18 protein-coding genes are annotated in these 16,874 nt (G+C 72.1%); 10 read left to right on the top strand and 8 right to left on the bottom strand.

The window, feature by feature from the left end:
- Positions 1 to 83 precede the first annotated feature (83 nt).
- Positions 84 to 2,078, top strand: a complete 1,995-nt coding sequence (locus ABC304_RS15550; protein WP_412932060.1) for a glycosyltransferase — start codon at positions 84 to 86, stop codon at positions 2,076 to 2,078.
- A 36-nt stretch (positions 2,079 to 2,114) separates the two neighbouring features.
- Here ABC304_RS15550 and ABC304_RS15545 read toward each other — a convergent pair whose 3' ends face one another.
- The 3 genes from ABC304_RS15545 to ABC304_RS15535 form a co-directional block, all read right to left on the bottom strand.
- On the bottom strand, positions 2,115 to 2,276 hold the full coding sequence (locus ABC304_RS15545) for a hypothetical protein (protein WP_412932057.1): 162 nt from the start codon (positions 2,274 to 2,276) through the stop codon (positions 2,115 to 2,117).
- Positions 2,277 to 2,373: 97 nt separating this feature from the next.
- On the bottom strand, positions 2,374 to 3,057 hold the full coding sequence (locus ABC304_RS15540; protein ID WP_412932054.1) for a response regulator: 684 nt from the start codon (positions 3,055 to 3,057) through the stop codon (positions 2,374 to 2,376).
- Positions 3,054 to 4,331, bottom strand: coding sequence for a sensor histidine kinase (locus ABC304_RS15535; RefSeq protein ID WP_412932051.1), 1,278 nt, complete (start codon positions 4,329 to 4,331; stop codon positions 3,054 to 3,056). Before ABC304_RS15535 ends, ABC304_RS15540 begins: the two co-directional genes overlap by 4 nt.
- A gap of 194 nt (positions 4,332 to 4,525) precedes the next feature.
- Between ABC304_RS15535 and ABC304_RS15530 the strand changes: the two genes are divergently transcribed.
- Complete coding sequence (locus ABC304_RS15530) at positions 4,526 to 5,977, top strand: cation:dicarboxylate symporter family transporter (RefSeq protein WP_412932049.1); 1,452 nt, start codon at positions 4,526 to 4,528, stop codon at positions 5,975 to 5,977.
- Positions 5,978 to 6,049: 72 nt separating this feature from the next.
- Here ABC304_RS15530 and ABC304_RS15525 read toward each other — a convergent pair whose 3' ends face one another.
- The gene (locus tag ABC304_RS15525) at positions 6,050 to 6,235 is read right to left on the bottom strand and encodes a DUF5302 domain-containing protein (protein ID WP_412932046.1); all 186 of its coding nucleotides are present in this window, start codon (positions 6,233 to 6,235) and stop codon (positions 6,050 to 6,052) included.
- A 284-nt stretch (positions 6,236 to 6,519) separates the two neighbouring features.
- Between ABC304_RS15525 and ABC304_RS15520 the strand changes: the two genes are divergently transcribed.
- From ABC304_RS15520 to ABC304_RS15500, 5 genes are all read left to right on the top strand, one after another.
- Complete coding sequence (locus ABC304_RS15520) at positions 6,520 to 8,799, top strand: polyribonucleotide nucleotidyltransferase (RefSeq protein ID WP_412932043.1); 2,280 nt, start codon at positions 6,520 to 6,522, stop codon at positions 8,797 to 8,799.
- 234 nt (positions 8,800 to 9,033) lie between these two features.
- Positions 9,034 to 10,089, top strand: a complete 1,056-nt coding sequence (locus ABC304_RS15515; protein WP_412932041.1) for an aldo/keto reductase — start codon at positions 9,034 to 9,036, stop codon at positions 10,087 to 10,089.
- A gap of 170 nt (positions 10,090 to 10,259) precedes the next feature.
- Complete coding sequence (locus ABC304_RS15510) at positions 10,260 to 10,862, top strand: histidine phosphatase family protein (RefSeq protein ID WP_127095144.1); 603 nt, start codon at positions 10,260 to 10,262, stop codon at positions 10,860 to 10,862.
- A gap of 39 nt (positions 10,863 to 10,901) precedes the next feature.
- On the top strand, positions 10,902 to 11,720 hold the full coding sequence (locus tag ABC304_RS15505) for a 4-hydroxy-tetrahydrodipicolinate reductase (RefSeq protein WP_412932038.1): 819 nt from the start codon (positions 10,902 to 10,904) through the stop codon (positions 11,718 to 11,720).
- On the top strand, positions 11,717 to 12,169 hold the full coding sequence (locus tag ABC304_RS15500; RefSeq protein WP_412932036.1) for a hypothetical protein: 453 nt from the start codon (positions 11,717 to 11,719) through the stop codon (positions 12,167 to 12,169). The genes ABC304_RS15505 and ABC304_RS15500 overlap by 4 nt, the downstream gene beginning before the upstream one ends.
- A 36-nt stretch (positions 12,170 to 12,205) precedes the next feature.
- Here the strand turns inward: ABC304_RS15500 and ABC304_RS15495 are convergent, their stop codons facing one another.
- The 4 genes from ABC304_RS15495 to ABC304_RS15480 form a co-directional block, all read right to left on the bottom strand.
- Entirely contained in the window at positions 12,206 to 13,114 is a 909-nt protein-coding gene (locus ABC304_RS15495; RefSeq protein ID WP_412932033.1) for a TIGR01777 family oxidoreductase, read from the bottom strand.
- A complete protein-coding gene (locus ABC304_RS15490) occupies positions 13,107 to 13,532 on the bottom strand; it encodes an OsmC family protein (RefSeq protein ID WP_412932030.1) in 426 nt (141 codons plus the stop codon). The genes ABC304_RS15495 and ABC304_RS15490 overlap by 8 nt, the downstream gene beginning before the upstream one ends.
- Before the next feature lie 138 nt (positions 13,533 to 13,670).
- Complete coding sequence (locus ABC304_RS15485; protein ID WP_412932027.1) at positions 13,671 to 14,240, bottom strand: DUF4395 domain-containing protein; 570 nt, start codon at positions 14,238 to 14,240, stop codon at positions 13,671 to 13,673.
- Positions 14,233 to 14,670: a TlpA family protein disulfide reductase gene (locus ABC304_RS15480; RefSeq protein ID WP_412932024.1), complete on the bottom strand. Its 438-nt coding sequence runs from the start codon at positions 14,668 to 14,670 to the stop codon at positions 14,233 to 14,235. Before ABC304_RS15480 ends, ABC304_RS15485 begins: the two co-directional genes overlap by 8 nt.
- Before the next feature lie 122 nt (positions 14,671 to 14,792).
- On the opposite strand from ABC304_RS15480, the gene ABC304_RS15475 reads away from it, so the two are divergent.
- From ABC304_RS15475 to ABC304_RS15465, 3 genes are read left to right on the top strand one after another with little or no spacing between them, the layout of a single operon-like run.
- A complete protein-coding gene (locus tag ABC304_RS15475) occupies positions 14,793 to 15,596 on the top strand; it encodes a thymidylate synthase (RefSeq protein WP_412932022.1) in 804 nt (267 codons plus the stop codon).
- Positions 15,593 to 16,087, top strand: a complete 495-nt coding sequence (locus ABC304_RS15470; protein ID WP_412932019.1) for a dihydrofolate reductase — start codon at positions 15,593 to 15,595, stop codon at positions 16,085 to 16,087. The genes ABC304_RS15475 and ABC304_RS15470 overlap by 4 nt, the downstream gene beginning before the upstream one ends.
- A complete protein-coding gene (locus ABC304_RS15465; protein ID WP_412932017.1) occupies positions 16,087 to 16,848 on the top strand; it encodes an SDR family NAD(P)-dependent oxidoreductase in 762 nt (253 codons plus the stop codon). The genes ABC304_RS15470 and ABC304_RS15465 overlap by 1 nt, the downstream gene beginning before the upstream one ends.
- Positions 16,849 to 16,874 lie beyond the last annotated feature (26 nt).

The raw sequence follows: 16,874 nt of genomic DNA, 5'->3' as shown, positions 1-16,874 counted from the left end.
CGCCCGTCGAGCATCCGGTGAACGTCGCGTGCGCGGGCGTCGGAACGCCGGTCGGATGCCGCGGCGAGGGCCACCCTGGACGTGTGAGAGTCGCGCTGCTGGCCGAATCCCTCCTTCCGCACATGAACGGCGTCACCGGGTCGGTGCTCCAGGTGCTGCGTCACCTCGAGCGCGAAGGGCACGACGCACTGGTGATCGCGCCCGGTGCGGGAGAGCCCGACGCGCCCCTGCACGGAGCCCGCACCGCGCTCCTGAGGTCGGTGCCGCTGCCGTCCTATCCCGAGGTGCGCGTGGCGTTCGCCCGCAGCGCCCGGCTCACCCGGCTGCTGCGCGCGTTCTCGCCCGACGTCGTGCACCTCGCGTCGCCGTTCGTGCTCGGCGGACAGGGCGTGGTGGCCGCCGACGTGCTGCGCGTGCCGAGCGTGGCGGTCTACCAGACCGACGTCATCGCCTACGCGGAGAAGTACGGGGTGCCCGGCATGGCACCGCTCGCCGCGCGGCACGTCGCGAAGCTGCATCGGCGTGCGACCCTTACCCTCGCGCCGTCGTCGGCGGCCGCGGCGCAGCTCGAGGGGCTCGGCGTGGACCGCCTGCGCACCTGGGGGCGGGGCGTGGACGCGGAGCGCTTCCACCCGTCGCGCCGCAGCGAGGCATGGCGCCGCGCGCACGGGGCCCCCGGCGAGGTGCTCGTGGGCTACGTCGGCCGGCTCGCGCCGGAGAAGCAGGTCGAGGACCTCGCCGCGCTCGCCGGCATCGAGGGTGTGCGCTTGGTGGTCATCGGCGACGGCCCGGCCCGCTCACGCCTGGAGACGCTGCTTCCCGGGGCCGTCTTCACCGGCTTCCTCGGCGGCGACGCGCTGGCGACGGCCCTCGCCAGCCTTGACGTGTTCGTGCATCCGGGCGAGAGCGAGACGTTCTGCCAGACCGTGCAGGAGGCGCACGCCAGCGGCGTGCCCGTGGTCGCCACGGGGCGCGGCGGCCCGGTCGACCTCGTCCGCAGCAGCATCGACGGCTGGCTCTACCGGCCCGGCGATCTCGCCGACCTGCGGGCGCGGGTGGGCGACCTCGCCGGAGATGCGGCGAAGCGCCGGTCGTTCGGGCTCGCCGCCCGCGACGCCGTGCGCGAGCGCACCTGGGAGGCCCTGGGCCGCCAGCTCCTCGGACACTACGAGGACGCCCGGATGCTGCGCCGGCTCGACGAAGCGACGATCGTGCGTGCCGCGACCCGCACGTCCGGCCCGCCCGCGCCCCGGGGGGACGGCGCGCCCGCGGCGCCGCGCTGGGCGCGGTACGTGGCCCTCGGCGACTCGATCACGGAGGGTTTGTGCGACGGCTCCCGCATGCCGGAGGGGGAGTACCGGGGCTGGGCCGACCGGCTCGCCCTGCTCCTCGCGCACGCGCGCACCGGCTCCACCCGCTTCCGCTATGCGAACCTCGCCGTGCGCAGCCGCCGCATCCAGGATGTCCTGCAGGAGCAGATCCCCGCCGCCCTGGCCCTGCGACCGCAGCTGGTGTCGGTGCTCGTCGGTGCCAACGACCTCGTCCGGGTCGGCGCCGATCCGGTGGCGCTCGCCGCGGAGCTCGAGCGCGGCATCCGCACCCTCCGCGTCGCGGGATGCGACGTGCTGCTCGTGACGCCCTTCCTGCCGCACCGCGCGACCGCGCGCGTGCTGGCCGGCCGCTTCGCCCGCTTCGCCTCGGAGCTGCGCCGCATCGCCCGCGACACCGGCTCCCTCCTCCTCGACGTCGACGCCGTCCCCGAGATGGGCGGACTCGGCATGTGGGCGGAGGACCGCGTCCACCTGCAGGCCGTCGGCCACCGGTTTCTCGCCTACCGCGCGGCGGAGGTGCTGGGCGTGCCCGACGCCGAGGCGCTCGGCGAGCTGGACGCCGCACTGCACGCCGACGAGGACGCGCCGGTGCCGAGCCTGCCGTCGCGCGTGTGGCTGCGCCTGCACGCGATCCCCTGGATGCTGCGGCGCATGGCCGGCAGGATGGCCGGCGACGGCGTCACGGCCAAGCACGACGGCTACGTCGAGCTGCGGCCACGGTCGTCGTCGCGGCGCGCGGAGGCGTGAGCCGCCTCGTCGCGGCGCGCGGAGGCGTGAGCCGCCTCAGCCCTGGATGCCGCCCTCGAAGTTCTCCAGCTCGAGGGCGACCTCGCGCCGCATCTCGGCCTCCTCGGCGGCCGAGATCGTCAGCTCCTGCTCGTCGGGCGCGGCGTCGGAGCTGATCTCCGGGTCGTCACTGGGCACGGGTGTGGTGTCGCGGTCCATGTCGCACTCCTTCGCTCGCGCCGGCGCTGTGCCGACCCGACCACCGTAGGCGGAGGTCCCCCCACCCGCCAGCGGGTTGCGCCGACGGTCCCACGACTCAGCTGCGCCAGGAGTACTCGGTCTCCGGGCGCCCCGGCGATCCGTAGCGCGGCGCACGCTGCACGCGGGCGACGTCCGCCAGGTGCTCGAGGTAGCGGCGCACGGCGACACGGGACATCCCGAGCCTCTCCGCCGCCTCGCTCGCCGAGAGCGGTCCGTGCGCGCGCAGCTCGGCGGCGACCCGCTCCAGCGAATCGGCCGACAGGCCCTTCGGGGTCGCAGCGGCCACGGCCGGCCGGAGGGCGCCCAGCATCCCGTCGATCTCGGCCTGAGTCGCGTCGCCCGCCGCGTCGGACGCGCGGCGCCGGTAGTCCTGGTACTGCTGCAGCCGCTCGCGGAACGTCGCGAAGTCGAACGGCTTGACGAGGTAGTGCACCACGCCCAGGCCGACGGTCTGGCGCACCACGTCCGCGTCGCGGACCGAGGTGATCGCGATGACGTCGACCGAGGCGCCCCGCGCCCTGATGTGGCGGAGCACGTCGAGTCCGGTGCCGTCGGGCATGTTCATGTCCAGCAGCACGAGGTCGATGCCGCCCGCGGGCGGCCGGTCGAGCACGGCGCTGATGGCGGCACGGGCGCCGGTGGCCTCGGCCACCACCTCGAAGCCGTCCAGCCGTGCGACGTAGTGCCGGTGCAGCTCCAGGGTCAGCGGCTCGTCGTCCACCAGCAGCACGGAGATCACGACATGCTCCGGGCGGGCAGGTCGGCGTGGAAGGTCGTGGGGGCGGTGGTGCTGAGCTCGAGGGTGCCGCCCGCGTCCTCCACCAGCGAGCGCACGAGCGCCAGCCCGACGCCGCGCCCCTCGGCGCCCGCCGGCTTCGTGGAGAAGCCGTGCTCGAACACCTTCTCGCGCAGCTCGTCGGGGACGCCGTCGCCGCTGTCGGAGACCGTGAGCGCGATGCCCAGGGGACCGGGGGCGATGCCGACGCGCACCCAGCGCGGGAGAGGGCCGGCGGCCGCGGCATCCAGAGCGTTGTCGATCAGGTTGCCGACCACCGCGACCTGGTCGATCGGGGCGAGCACCGAGCTCGGCGCGTCGGGGGAGATGTCGGCCGTCCAGTCGATGCCGCGCTCGGCGGCTTGCGACGCCTTGCCGAGCAGGAGCGCCCCCACCGTCGGATCGCCGGCGCGGCGGGCGTTCACCTGATCGATGAGCTCCTGGCTGCGGCGCGATGTCGCCGTGAGGATCTGTACGGCCTCGTCGGTGCGCCCCAGCTCGATCAGCGCGACGGCCGTGTGGGCGCGGTTGCCGTGCTCGTGGGTCTGCGCGCGCAGGGCCTCGCCGAGGGTGCGGAGCGACTCGTACGACGACAGCGCGTCCCGCACCGCCCCGGCCGGGAGGTCGCCGGTGACGCGGCGGGTGACCCGGCGGGCGAGCAGCGCCCCCGCGACGCCCGCCGTGACCACCGCCACGGCGATGACGAGGGCGATGGGGAGCCGGGCGAGGAAGGCGGACGAGATGCTGCCGATCGTGACCCCGACCGCGACCCACCCCACCTGGCGGCCGTCCGCCCGCACCGGGACGATCGTGCGCACGGAGGGGCCGAGCGTGCCGGTGAACTCCTCGGTGAGCGCGACGGGGGAGGAGGGGATCGTGCCGATGTAGGGGAGCCCGATCTGCGCGGGATCGCGATGGGTGACGCGGATGCCGTCCACGGTCATGATGGTGACGAAGTCGACGCGCGACTCCGCGATCACGCGCACGGCGACCGGCTGCAGCACGGCGGTGGGATCCGGATCGTCCGCGAGCTCGCCGGCCACGTCGGGAGACGCCGCCAGCGCGGACGCCACCGCCGCCGTCACCCGCTCCGCCTCGGCGCGCACCGCGCGCTGCGACTCGAACAGCAGCAGGGCGGTCATGGCGCCGGCGATGAGCACGCCGGCCACGCAGAGCGCGAGGAACACCCGGGATGCCGCGCTGCCGACTTCCCGTGACCTCCTGGTGCGAGCGGCCACGCCCGTCCTCCTGTTCGCCTCTTCGCGATCCTCACATGCTCGGCCACGCCATGCCCAGGGCGCGCGGCGTCCGTGTTCGCGACCAATACGACCACAAATCGCGGCGCGGTGCGCGCGGGCGCATCGTGAGTGCATCAGCCGGTTCCCTCCGGCCCACAACCTGGACGAAGCAGTCCCGATCGATGGAGGCGACGATGTCTTCCCGCATACCCCAGACCACCACTCTCCGACTCCCCGGCTTCAACTGGCGCCGCGGCAAGCGCAGCTGGGACCGCCACACCTGGCTCTACGTCTCGGTCATCATCGCCGTCGTCCTGGGCGCGGTCGTCGGACTGCTCTGGCCCGCCTTCGCCGTGGGCCTGGAGCCCATCGGCAAGGCGTTCGTCAACCTGATCAAGATGATGATCGCGCCGATCATCTTCTGCACGATCGTCGTCGGTGTCGGCTCCATCGCCAAGGCCGCGACCGTCGGCAAGATCGGCGGACTGGCGCTGGTCTACTTCATGATCATGACCACCTTCGCCCTGGCGATCGGCCTGGTCGTCGGCAACATCATCCACCCGGGCGACGGCCTCGACATGAGCTCGTCCACCTACGACACCTCGAACGTCGAGGCGAAGACCACGCAGGAATTCCTCCTCGGCATCATCCCGACGACGTTCTTCAGCGCCTTCACCGGCACGAGCGTCCTGCAGGTGCTGTTCCTCGCCCTGCTGGTCGGCTTCGCCCTCCAGGGCCTCGGCAAGCGCGGCGAGCCCATCATGTTCGCCGTCAAGCAGCTGCAGGTGCTCGTGTTCCGCATCCTCGGAATGATCCTGTGGCTCGCCCCTCTGGGCGCCTTCGGCGCCATCGCCGCGGTCGTCGGAAAGACGGGCGTCGCCGCGATCGTGAGCCTCGGCATCCTGCTCATCGCCTTCTACATCACCTGCGCCGTGTTCATCATCGGCATCCTCGGCACCCTGCTCTACGCCGTCGCCCGCATCAACCTGTTCAGCCTGATGAAGTACCTGGGCCGCGAGTACCTGCTGATCATCGGCACCAGCTCCTCCGAGTCCGCCCTGCCGCGCCTCATCGCCAAGATGGAGCACCTGGGTGTCTCCAAGCCCGTCGTCGGCATCACGGTGCCCACGGGCTACTCCTTCAACCTGGACGGAACCGCCATCTACCTGACGATGGCCTCGCTGTTCATCGCCGCCGGCATGGGCACGCCCATGTCGATCCCGGAGCAGATCGGGCTCCTGCTGTTCATGGTCATCGCCTCCAAGGGTGCCGCCGGCGTCACCGGTGCGGGCCTCGCCACCCTCGCCGGCGGTCTGCAGGCCTTCCGCCCCGACCTGGTCAACGGCGTCGGCGTCATCGTCGGCATCGACCGCTTCATGTCCGAGGGCCGCGCGGTCACCAACTTCACGGGCAACGCCGTCGCGACCGTCCTCATCGGCACCTGGACCCGCGAGTTCGACCGCAGCCGGGCACGCTCGGTGCTGGCAGGCGACCTGCCGTTCGACGAGGCATCGCTGACCGGACACGACCACGACGGCATGTCCGCCGCGCCGGACGCCGTCGGCACGCAGGGCCTGGAGGAGGCCGCGGTCAGTGCCGAGGCCGACCGCCAGAGGGCGGTGGCGGGCAGCGCACCGCGCGCCTGATCCCGGAGAACACGATGGCCCGGACTGCGCAGAGCGCGGTCCGGGCCATCGTCATGTCTCGCCGGGCGGCGCTCAGCCGCTCTTGCGGCGGAACTCGCGCTTGGTCACGGCCCCGTGCGTTCCGTGGACGGAGGAATCCCCGTCCAGGTGCGCCTGGCCCTCGCGGTGCGTGGCGTTCTTCTTGTCGAGCGCCTCTCTGAACTTGCGCTTCATGTCAGCGGAGGAGGCGGCGGCGTCCGCCTTGTCATCGGTACTCATGCGCCCAGCCTAGACATCCGTGCGGGAGACGGGACTGGTAGGCTCGGGAGGGTTGCCCTCGTGGCACCCGCTCAATTACACATCGAGCAACTCACGGAGCAGGCCGGCAGGAAGCTGGTCCCCAGTGGTGGTCTCCCATTCTCGCGCAGCATGGTGGATTTCGACCGGTGGCCAGTGCCAGCGAACGCGGTCATGCCGCGCGCCGATAACTGCCTGTTCCTGCTCCTTCGAAGCACTCGTGCGCCATTCGGGCACGCGAGTCTAAAAAAAGAAGGAGAGACCTCTTGGAAGGTCCTGAAATCACCGCCGCCGAAGCCGTCCTCGACAACGGACGCTTCGGCACCCGCACCGTCCGGTTCGAGACCGGCCGGCTCGCCCAGCAGTCCCAGGGAGCAGTCGCCGCCTACCTCGACGAGGAGACGATGCTCCTGTCGGCCACCAGCGCAGGGAAGCACCCGCGCGAAGGCTTCGACTTCTTCCCGCTGACCGTCGACGTCGAGGAGCGCTCCTACGCCGCCGGCAAGATCCCCGGCTCGTTCTTCCGCCGCGAGGGACGCCCGTCCACCGAGGCGATCCTCGTGTGCCGCCTCATCGACCGCCCGCTGCGCCCGTCGTTCGTCGAGGGCCTCCGCAACGAGGTGCAGATCGTCGTCACCGTGCTGTCGATCGCGCCCGGCGAGTTCTACGACGCGCTGGCCATCAACGCGGCGTCCCTGTCGACGCAGATCTCCGGTCTGCCGTTCTCCGGCCCGATCGCCGGTGTGCGCCTCGCGCTCATCCCCGGTCACGGCGAGCACGCCGACCAGTGGATCGCGTTCCCGACCGTGTCGCAGCTCGAGGACGCCGTCTTCGACCTGATCGTCGCCGGCCGCGTGCTCGACGACGGAGAGGTCGCGATCATGATGGTCGAGGCCGAGGCCACCGAGGGAAGCTGGAACCTGATCAAGTCGGGCGCCGTCAAGCCCAACGAGCAGGTCGTGGCAGAAGGGCTCGAGGCCTCGAAGCCCTTCATCAAGCAGCTCGTCGACGCGCAGAACTCCGTCGCCACGACGGCCTCGAAGCCCGTCAAGGACTTCCCGGTCTTCCTGCCCTACAGCCAGCAGACCTACGACTTCGTCGCCGGTCGCGCCTACGACAAGCTCGTCCCGATCTACCAGATCGCCGACAAGCAGCAGCGTCAGGACGCCGACGACCAGCTGAAGGACGCCGTCAAGGCGGAGCTCCTGGCCGCCGTCGAGGCGGGCGAACTGCCCGGCGTCGCGACGCTGGAGTTCTCGGCCGCGTACAAGTCGGTCACCAAGCTGATCGTCCGCGGACGCATCCTCTCCGAGGGTGTGCGCATGGACGGCCGCGGGCTCGCCGACATCCGTCCGCTGGACGCCGAGGTGCAGGTCATCCCTCGCGTGCACGGGTCGGCGATCTTCCAGCGCGGCGAGACCCAGATCCTGGGTGTCACCACGCTGAACATGCTCAAGATGGAGCAGCAGATCGACTCCCTCTCGCCGGTGACGCGCAAGCGCTACATGCACCACTACAACTTCCCGCCGTACTCCACCGGTGAGACCGGCCGTGTGGGAAGCCCCAAGCGCCGCGAGATCGGGCACGGCTTCCTGGCCGAGCGCGCGCTCGTGCCCGTGCTGCCCAGCCGCGAGGAGTTCCCCTACGCGATCCGTCAGGTGTCCGAGGCACTCGGCTCCAACGGCTCGACGTCGATGGGCTCCGTCTGCGCCTCGACCCTGTCGCTGCTGAACGCCGGTGTGCCCCTCCGGGCCCCCGTCGCCGGTATCGCCATGGGCCTCGTCACCGACCAGGTCGACGGCCAGACCCGCTACGCGGCGCTGACCGACATCCTCGGCGCGGAGGACGCGCTCGGCGACATGGACTTCAAGGTCGCCGGCACGAGCGAGTTCGTCACGGCCATCCAGCTCGACACCAAGCTCGACGGCATCCCGTCGTCGGTCCTGGCCGCCGCGCTCACCCAGGCCCGTGAGGCACGCCTCACGATCCTCAACGTCCTGAACGCCGCGATCGACGCGCCCGACGAGATGGCGCCGACCGCGCCCCGCGTCATCAGCGTGCAGATCCCGGTCGACAAGATCGGCGAGCTCATCGGGCCCAAGGGCAAGACGATCAACGCGATCCAGGACGAGACCGGCGCCGACATCTCCATCGAGGAGAACGGCACCGTCTACATCGGCGCCGTCGACGGCCCGTCGGCCGAGGCCGCCCGCGCCCAGGTGAACGCGATCGCCAACCCGACCAACCCGGAGGTGGGGGAGCAGTTCCTCGGCACCGTCGTGAAGATCGCCGCCTTCGGCGCATTCGTCTCGCTGCTGCCGGGCAAGGACGGCCTCCTGCACATCAGCGAGGTGCGCAAGCTCGCCGGCGGCAAGCGCGTCGAGAACGTCGAAGACGTGCTCGGCGTCGGTCAGAAGATCCTGGTGAAGATCACCAAGATCGACGACCGCGGCAAGCTGTCGCTCGAGCCGGTGGTCGAAGAGGCCGCCGACCAGGATGGTCGCGCCGCGGCCAGCGCGGGCCCGGAGGCCCCCGCCGAAGGCTGATCCTCCACCCGCACCGCGGATGCCCGTCCCTTCCGAGGGGCGGGCATCCGTCGTCTCCGGCCCGTGACGCCGCGGTCGGGCAACTCGTGATGCAAGCGTTATCGAATATTCACCATTCGTCCGCCGGGGTGAACGGCGCGGAGACGGCGGGGCCCTAACCTGTCAGTACGTGTCGGGGGGCACGGACGCCTGGACGTCACCTCTCCGACGCGACGCCTGTCGAGGAGGTGATGGATGACGGACTCCGACGTTCGAGCGACGGTCGCGCCGACCGGTCCCATCGCCGCGTCCGCCGTCGCCGGTGACCCGAGCGGAGGCGCTCCGCATCCGTCTGCGCCTATCCCCGTGCAGGGTCGGCCCCTCGGCGAGGGCGTCCGCACCGCGCTGGGCGAGACCGGCTTCCGCATCTTCCCGCTGATGCTCGGCGCAGCTGAATTCGGCTGGAACGTCGACGTCGACGCGAGCCAGGGAATCCTCGACACCTACGTCGGCCTCGGCGGCAACGCCCTCCACACCTCCGACAGCTTCTCCGCCGGGCGCAGCGAGCACATCCTCGGCCGGTGGCTGCACTCCCGCGGCGTACGCGACGACATGGTCCTCGGCGTCCGGGTCGGCGGTCACCCCGACAACCCCGGACTCGGCTCGGTCAACCTGGTGCGCGCGGTCGAGGCATCCCTGACCCGCCTGCGCACCGATCGCATCGACGTGCTGTTCCTCGATGCGCGCACCGACTCGGCCACGCCGCTCGAAGACACGCTCGCCACCGCGGAGTGGCTGGTGGAGACCGGCAAGGTGCGATCTCTGGCCGCCACCGGCTACACCGCCGCGCAGCTCGTCGAGGCGCGCATCCTGGCGTCCGCCGGCTTCCCGCGCATCTCGGTGCTCGACGTGCCCTTCAACATCCTCCGCCGGCAGGACTTCGACTCCGACCTCCGCCTCGTCGCGGGGGCGCAGAGCATGGCCGTCACCGCCTCGCACGCCCTCGAGCACGGCTTCCTGTCCGGTCGCCACCGCACCCGCACACGCAGCACCCTGTCGGCGCGCGGCGCGCAGCTGGCGGCCAACCTGAACCGCCGCGGCGGCCGCACGCTGCGAGCCCTCGACGCCATCGGCACCGAGCTCGGCGTGCCCGATGCGGCTGTCGCCGTGGCGTGGCTGCTCGCCCAGCGACTGGTGACGGCGCCGATCGTGAACGCCTTCGCCCCGCAGCAGGTCGAGGAGCTCGTGCAGGGGGTCGGCGTGCGACTCAGCCGCTCCCAGCTCAGCGACATCGCCCGCGCCTCCGAGTAGGCGCGCACGATCCGGCGACCCGCGTGATCGCCCGCGGCTGCGAGGTGGCGCGCTGCGAGATGCCTGCCCCTGGCAGGCGGCGCGCCCGGCGCGCAAGGGTCGGAGGGGTCGCGAGGAGGGTGTCGTAGGGTGGAAGTCACCCACAAACGTCCCCGACGAAGTGAGCAGCTGTGACGCACTTCATCTACCTGGTGCGACACGGCGAGCACCAGAACGCCGAGCACGGACTCGTCGACGGACCGCTCTCCCCGCGCGGTCGACGCCAGGCCTCCCTGCTCGCCGACCGCCTGTCGGGGGTGCCGCTGGACGCCGTGTGGCATTCGCCGCTGGAGCGGGCGAGCGAGACCGCGCGAGCCGTCGCCGACCGACTGCCGTCCGTCTCGCCGCAGCCCTCCGCGCTGCTGTTCGACTGCGTCCCGACGGGCATGACCCCCGAGACGCCGTCCACGTTCGAGCCGTTCTTCGGCAGCGTCACCGAGGCCGAGATCGACGCCGGCGGGGCGCAGATGGCCGACGCGGTCAGCGAGTTCCTCGTGCGCAAGCCCGGCGACGTCCACGAGCTGCTCATCACCCACAACTTCGTCATCGCGTGGTTCGTCCGCGAGGTGCTGCAGGCTCCCGACTGGCGCTGGATGACGCTCAACCAGGCCCACTGCGGACTGACGGTGATCAGCCAGAAGCAGGGTCGCCCCTGGACGCTCGTGACCCACAACGACCTCGCCCACCTGCCGGTCGAGCTGCGCACGGGCCTTCCGGAGAACCTTCCGGTCTGACGCGGCGGTGCGCCCGCACGGGCCCGTAGGCTGGGCGGCATGACGACACGCGTGGCCCTGGTGGGCGGCACCGGCAGGCTCGGCGGCATCATCCGCGACGTCGTCGAGCAGGAGGACGGCTTCGAGGTGGCGGCCGTGCTGTCGTCGCGGTCCGACCTCGACGAGATCGACGGCGCCGACCTGGTCGTCGATGCCAGCGTCCCGTCCGTCTCCATCGACGTCGTCCGCGCGGCCGTGCAGCGCGGCATCCCCGTGCTCGTGGGAACCTCCGGGTGGTCCGCCGAGCGCATCGCACTGATCAGGCCGCTGGTGGATGCTGCGGGCAGCGGTGCTCTGTTCGTCCCGAACTTCTCGCTGGGCTCGGTGCTGGGCTCCGCGCTGGCGGCCGCCGCGGCGCCGTTCTTCCCCTCGGTGGAGATCGTCGAAGCACACCGTGAGACGAAGATCGACTCGCCCAGCGGCACCGCCGTGCGCACCGCCGAGCTCATCGCCGCGGCGCGCTCCTCGGTCGGACCCGTCGAGTCGCCGCACGTCGACCAGCGCGCCCGGGGTCAGCAGGTGGCGAGCGTGCCGATCCACTCGCTCCGCCGCCCCGGCGTGGTCGCGCGGCAGGAGACCATCCTCTCCGGTGCGGGGGAGGCGCTCTCGATCGTGCACGACACGGTGGACCCGGCCGCCGCCTACGCTCCGGGCATCCGCATCGCGCTGGCCGCGGCCGTCGACGTGCGCGGCGTGGTGGTGGGCCTCGACAGCTTCCTCGACATCGGCATCCGCGCACCGCGGCCGGCGGCTGCGAAGAGTGCGCCGACGGACGAGGGCGACGTGCCCGGCCAGGTGGCCCGCGTCACCGGCGCATGAGCGCACGCATCGGCGTCGCCGTCATGGCGGTCGTCCTGGCGCTGTACATCGGGCTGGTCGGCCAGCGGGCGTGGCTGCTGCTGACGGCGCGGGAGCCCATCGCGGTGGCGATGGGAGTAGCGCTCGTCGTGCTGCCGGCGATCGCGACGTGGGCGATCGGACGGGAGCTCTGGTTCGGCGTGCGCGCGGAGCAGGTGGCGCGCCGCCTCGAGGCGGAGGGCGGACTCCCGACCGACGATGTGGCCGTCCGGCCGAGCGGACGCGTCCGGCGCGAGGACGGCGACGCCGTCTTCCCGGTGTACCAGGCCGAGGTCGAGGCGTCCCCGGAGTCGTGGCAGGCCTGGTTCCGGCTCGCGCTCGCCTACGACGCCGCCGGCGATCGTCGACGTGCGCGGGCCGCCGCGCGGCGGTCGATCTCGCTCGAAGGCGCGTCCCGCCGGGAGCGCTGACCGGAGCCGGCGCGGCCGCCGAGGGGGCCGCGCCGCTCAGGCCGGGTCGGCCAGCGCGGCGGCGACGGCGGACTCGACCGTCGGGTGCCGGAACTCGAACCCCGACCCCTGCAGCACGTCGGGTGCGACGTCGGCGTCGGTGGTCAGGAGAGCCTCCGTGGCATCCTTCCCCAGACCCAGCTTCAGCGCCCACTCCGGTGCGCGCAGCAGGAACGGCCGGTTCATCTGCGTCGCGAGGGCGAAGCCGAGGTCGTTGGCCGTCGCGCGCGTGGGACCGGTGAGGTTGACCGGGCCGTCCAGCTGCGCATCCACCACATGGCGGATCGCGCGCACCTCGTCCTCGAGCGAGATCCACGGCCACACCTGCGTACCCCGGCCGATCGGCCCCGAGACACCCAGGCGCGTGAGCAGGATCAACGGCTTGAGGACGCCCCGGCGGTGCACCACCGGGGCGGTCCGCAGCATCGACACCCGGGCATGCGGTCCTGCTGCGGCGGCCGCAGCCTCCCACTCGCCGCACAGGTCGGCCAGGAACGTGTCGCCCCGGGGCGACGTCTCCGTCAGCCGCACGCCCGGCACGGAGCCGTAGTAGCCGACGGCGGACGCGGACACGAGGGGCGGAGCATCCGTCTTCAGCTCGCGCACGGCGCGCGCGAGAGCGCGGGTCGGCGTGATGCGCGACCACACGAGGGTGCTCTTGTAGCTGCGCGTCCAGGGGAAGCGCCCGATGCTCGCACCGTTCAAGCCGATCACCGCACGGGCGCCGGCGAGCACGGACGGATCGAGCGGGCGGTCGTCGGTGAGCCATTCGTGCTCGTCGGCGGTGCGCGGCGGGCGACGCACGAGCGTCGTCACGCCGATGCCGTCGGCGCGGAGGCTCTCGATCAGGGCCTCGCCGATCAGACCGGACGCGCCGGCCAGGACGACGCGACCGGACTCAGGCAAGCGTGGCCTCGAGCGTGATCTCGATGCCCGACAGCGCCTGCGACACCGGGCAGTTCGCCTTGGCGTCCGCCGCGATGCGGTCGAAGTCCTCCTGCGAGAGCCCCGGGACGACGGCGTTGACGTTGAGGTGGCTGCCGGTGATGCCCGTGCCCGGCTTGAAGGTGACCGAGGCGGTCGTGTCCACCGACTCCGGGGGAGTGCCGTTCTCGGCGAGGGCGTGCGAGAAGGCCATGCTGAAGCAGGCCGCGTGGGCGGCGGCGATGAGCTCCTCGGGGGTGGTGACCGACGTCGACCCCTCGCTGCGGGCCTTCCAGTTGACGTCGAACGTGCCGACGCCGGACGAGTCGAGGGACACGGTCCCTGAGCCGTCCATCAGCGAGCCCTTCCAGTGGGTGGTCGCTTCACTGGTGACGGTCATGGCAGCCTCCTGACGATGGGTGCGCCGCGCGGATCGGGCGCATCGCGGCCAGCCTAATCAGGCGTCTTCGCGCGTGCGACGGCTTGACACCGCCTCAGTGACCCGCCGATCGGCTCGCGCTGCGGACCGCCGATCGGGTCAGGCTGCGGAGCGCCGGCGGCCGACGAGGCCGGTGCGCTGGAGGGCGAGGTACAGCATGCAGCCGAGGCACACCCCGAACACCGCATTGAGGAAGGCCGCGACGAACGCCATCGCCGCGGCGATCGGCAGCGCCCACGGCACGCCGGCGAGGTGCAGCACCAGTCCGGCCGCGCTCACGAAGAGGCCGACGCCCTGCGCGAACCGCGGTGGACGCGGGTCTTCGAGATCGGTCGGCGGGCGCAGCCGCGGGCGGATCAGCCGGCGGAACAGCACGCCCCACGGCGCCGTCCGCGGCGCCACGACCGACCAGGCGAAGAGGAGGGCGACAACGAGGAGCAGCAGGAAGCCGGGATCGAGCGCGCGCTCGCCCAGCGAGGCGGCGCGGACCGCCCAAGTGTCGGGGAGGAACATCTCCGATGCCAGCGGCTGGTAGGCGAACCACCCGAACGTGCGCGACGTCGACATGCCCGTCAGCGAGACGAGCACGGTGATCGCGAGGAGGACGGCGGTGATGGATGCCGCGAACCGCGGTCCGCGCGGATCGATGCCCGCCGGCCGCTCAGACATCGCTCCTGCTCCCGTCGAGGCCGGCGAGCTCGAGCTCGATGACGTCGGGGTTGGGCACGCCGCCGAAGCGGGTGCGGATGACGCCGTGGCGATCGAGGATCAGGGTGGTGGGCGTCTGCATCACGTGGAAGTGCCGCGCGAGGTCGGGGCGGTGCGTGAGGTCGACGTCGAGGTGACGGACGCCGTCGTGCGCGGCCGCGACGGCCGCCAGCTGGCGGTGCACGCCCGGGCACCGCGCGCAGATCTCCGTGCTGAACTGCAGGAGCGTGGCGGTCTCGCCGAGCCCGTCGGCACCCAGACGCTGCGCGTCGACGACCTCGTGGGGCAGGTGACGCTGCGGAGTGCGCTGACGCCACTGCAGGTAGGCGCCGATCGCCACGGTCACGACCAGCAGCACGGCCAGCACCACGAGCGCGTTGATCAGGGTCACAGCCGACAAGGCTATCTGCTTTCCGCTGAATGGATCCGGAGACGGTCCCGTGTGACGGAGCATGACCCGCGGCGGCCCGGCGCACCGGCGTGCCGGTCGCGGGCGCCGGTATCGTGGACGGCGTGACGACCCCCACCCCGTACGAGAATCTGCTGCGCGATGTGCTCGAGAACGGCACGCACAAGGACGACCGCACCGGGACGGGCACGACCAGCTCGTTCGGGCGTCAGATCCGCTTCGACCTGTCGGAGGGCTTCCCCCTCATCACCACGAAGCGCGTGCACTTCAAGTCGATCGCGTACGAGCTGCTCTGGTTCCTGCGCGGGGAGTCGAACGTGCGGTGGCTGCAGGAGAACGGCGTCACGATCTGGGACGAATGGGCCGACGCCCAGGGCGAGCTCGGCCCGGTCTACGGCGTGCAGTGGCGGTCGTGGCCCGACCGCGACGGCGAGGGCATCGACCAGATCTCCCAGGTGATCGATCGCATCCGCGCCGATCCGGACTCGCGTCGCCTCATCGTGTCGGCGTGGAACCCCGCAGACATCCCCGACATGGCCCTCGCGCCGTGCCACGCGCTGTTCCAGTTCTACGTCGCCGACGGCAGGCTGTCGTGCCAGCTGTACCAGCGCAGCGCCGACCTGTTCCTGGGCGTCCCCTTCAACATCGCCTCCTACGCGCTGCTGACGATGATGATCGCGCAGCAGACCGGCCTCGAGCCGGGCGATTTCGTGTGGACGGGCGGGGACTGCCACATCTACGACAACCACCTCGAGCAGGTGCGCGAGCAGCTCACCCGCGAGCCGTACCCGCTGCCGACCCTGCGCATCACCCGCACGCCGGAGTCGATCTTCGACTATCGCTACGAGGACTTCGTCATCGAGGACTACCAGCACCACCCCGCCATCCGTGGAGCGGTTGCGGTATGACGCGCATCGGCCTGGTCTGGGCCGAAGCGGCCGGCGGCGTCATCGGCGCCGACGGCGGCATGCCCTGGTACGTGCCCGAGGACCTCGCCCACTTCAAGGACGTCACGGCGCAGCATCCGGTCGTCATGGGCCGACGCACGTGGGAGTCCCTGCCCGAGGGGTTCCGGCCGCTGCCGGGACGGGCGAACATCGTGGTCACACGGTCGGCGCAGTGGGCGTCCGAGGGCGCGCAGCGCGCCGGCTCGCTCCACGAGGCGCTGGAGGCCGTCGGCGATCCCGAGCGGATGTGGGTGATCGGCGGTGCGGGCCTGTTCCGCGAGGCCATCGGCAGCGCCGACCTGCTGGAGGTCACCGAGCTCGATCTCGAGGTCGAGGGCGACACCTTCGCCCCGCCGCGCGACGGCTGGCGGGTCGTCGTCGCCGACCCGGCCGATGGGTGGCACACGTCGCGCCGCGGCATCCGCTATCGCTTCCTCAGACTGGAGCGCTGATGCCCGTCGCCCTCATCACCGGCGCGAGCTCCGGACTCGGCGCCGAGTTCGCCCGACAGCTCGCCGCCCGCGGGGCGGACCTGGTGCTGGTCGCCCGCACGCGCTCGGCTCTCGAGCGCGTCGCCGCCGAGGCGGGGGAGCGCTACGGCGTGCACTGCGACATCATCGTCGCCGATCTGTCGGACCCCGAGCAGATCGGCGCGGCCGTCGCGCGTCTCGCGAGCACCGAACGCCCGATCGACGTGCTCGTCAACAACGCCGGGTACGGCCTGCCCCTCGCCTTCGAGAGCAACGACATCGACGACGAGGTGCGCCACCTGAGGGTGCACGACGAGGCGACGATGCGGCTGATGCACGCCGCCCTCGGCCCGATGCTGGCGCGGGGGAGCGGCCGCATCATCAACGTCGCCTCCGTCGCGGCGTTCATCCCGCGCTCGACCTACGGCGCGGTGAAGGCCTGGATGGTGAGCTTCAGCCGCTGGGCGAACGCGGTCTACGCCCCGCGCGGGGTGACCGTCACCGCCGTCTGCCCGGGGTACGTGCACACGGAGTTCCACGAGCGCCTCGGACTCCCGCCCGGCGAGGAGGGCATCGCCTCCTGGATGTGGCTGAACGCCCCCGACGTGGTCGCCGAGGCGTTGCGGGATGCCGCGCGCGGCCGCTCGGTCTCGGTGCCGTCCATCCGCTGGAAGGCGCTGACCCGCCTCGTGCCGCTCCTCCCCGACCGCCTCGCCGCGCGAATGGGCATGCGCGGTCGCTGATCCGGCCCGCCCCGCCGTCAGCGGGC

The organism is Microbacterium jepli (genome assembly GCF_047237905.1).
Classification (GTDB): domain Bacteria; phylum Actinomycetota; class Actinomycetes; order Actinomycetales; family Microbacteriaceae; genus Microbacterium.
This window is presented reverse-complemented; position numbering and strand designations above follow the sequence as displayed.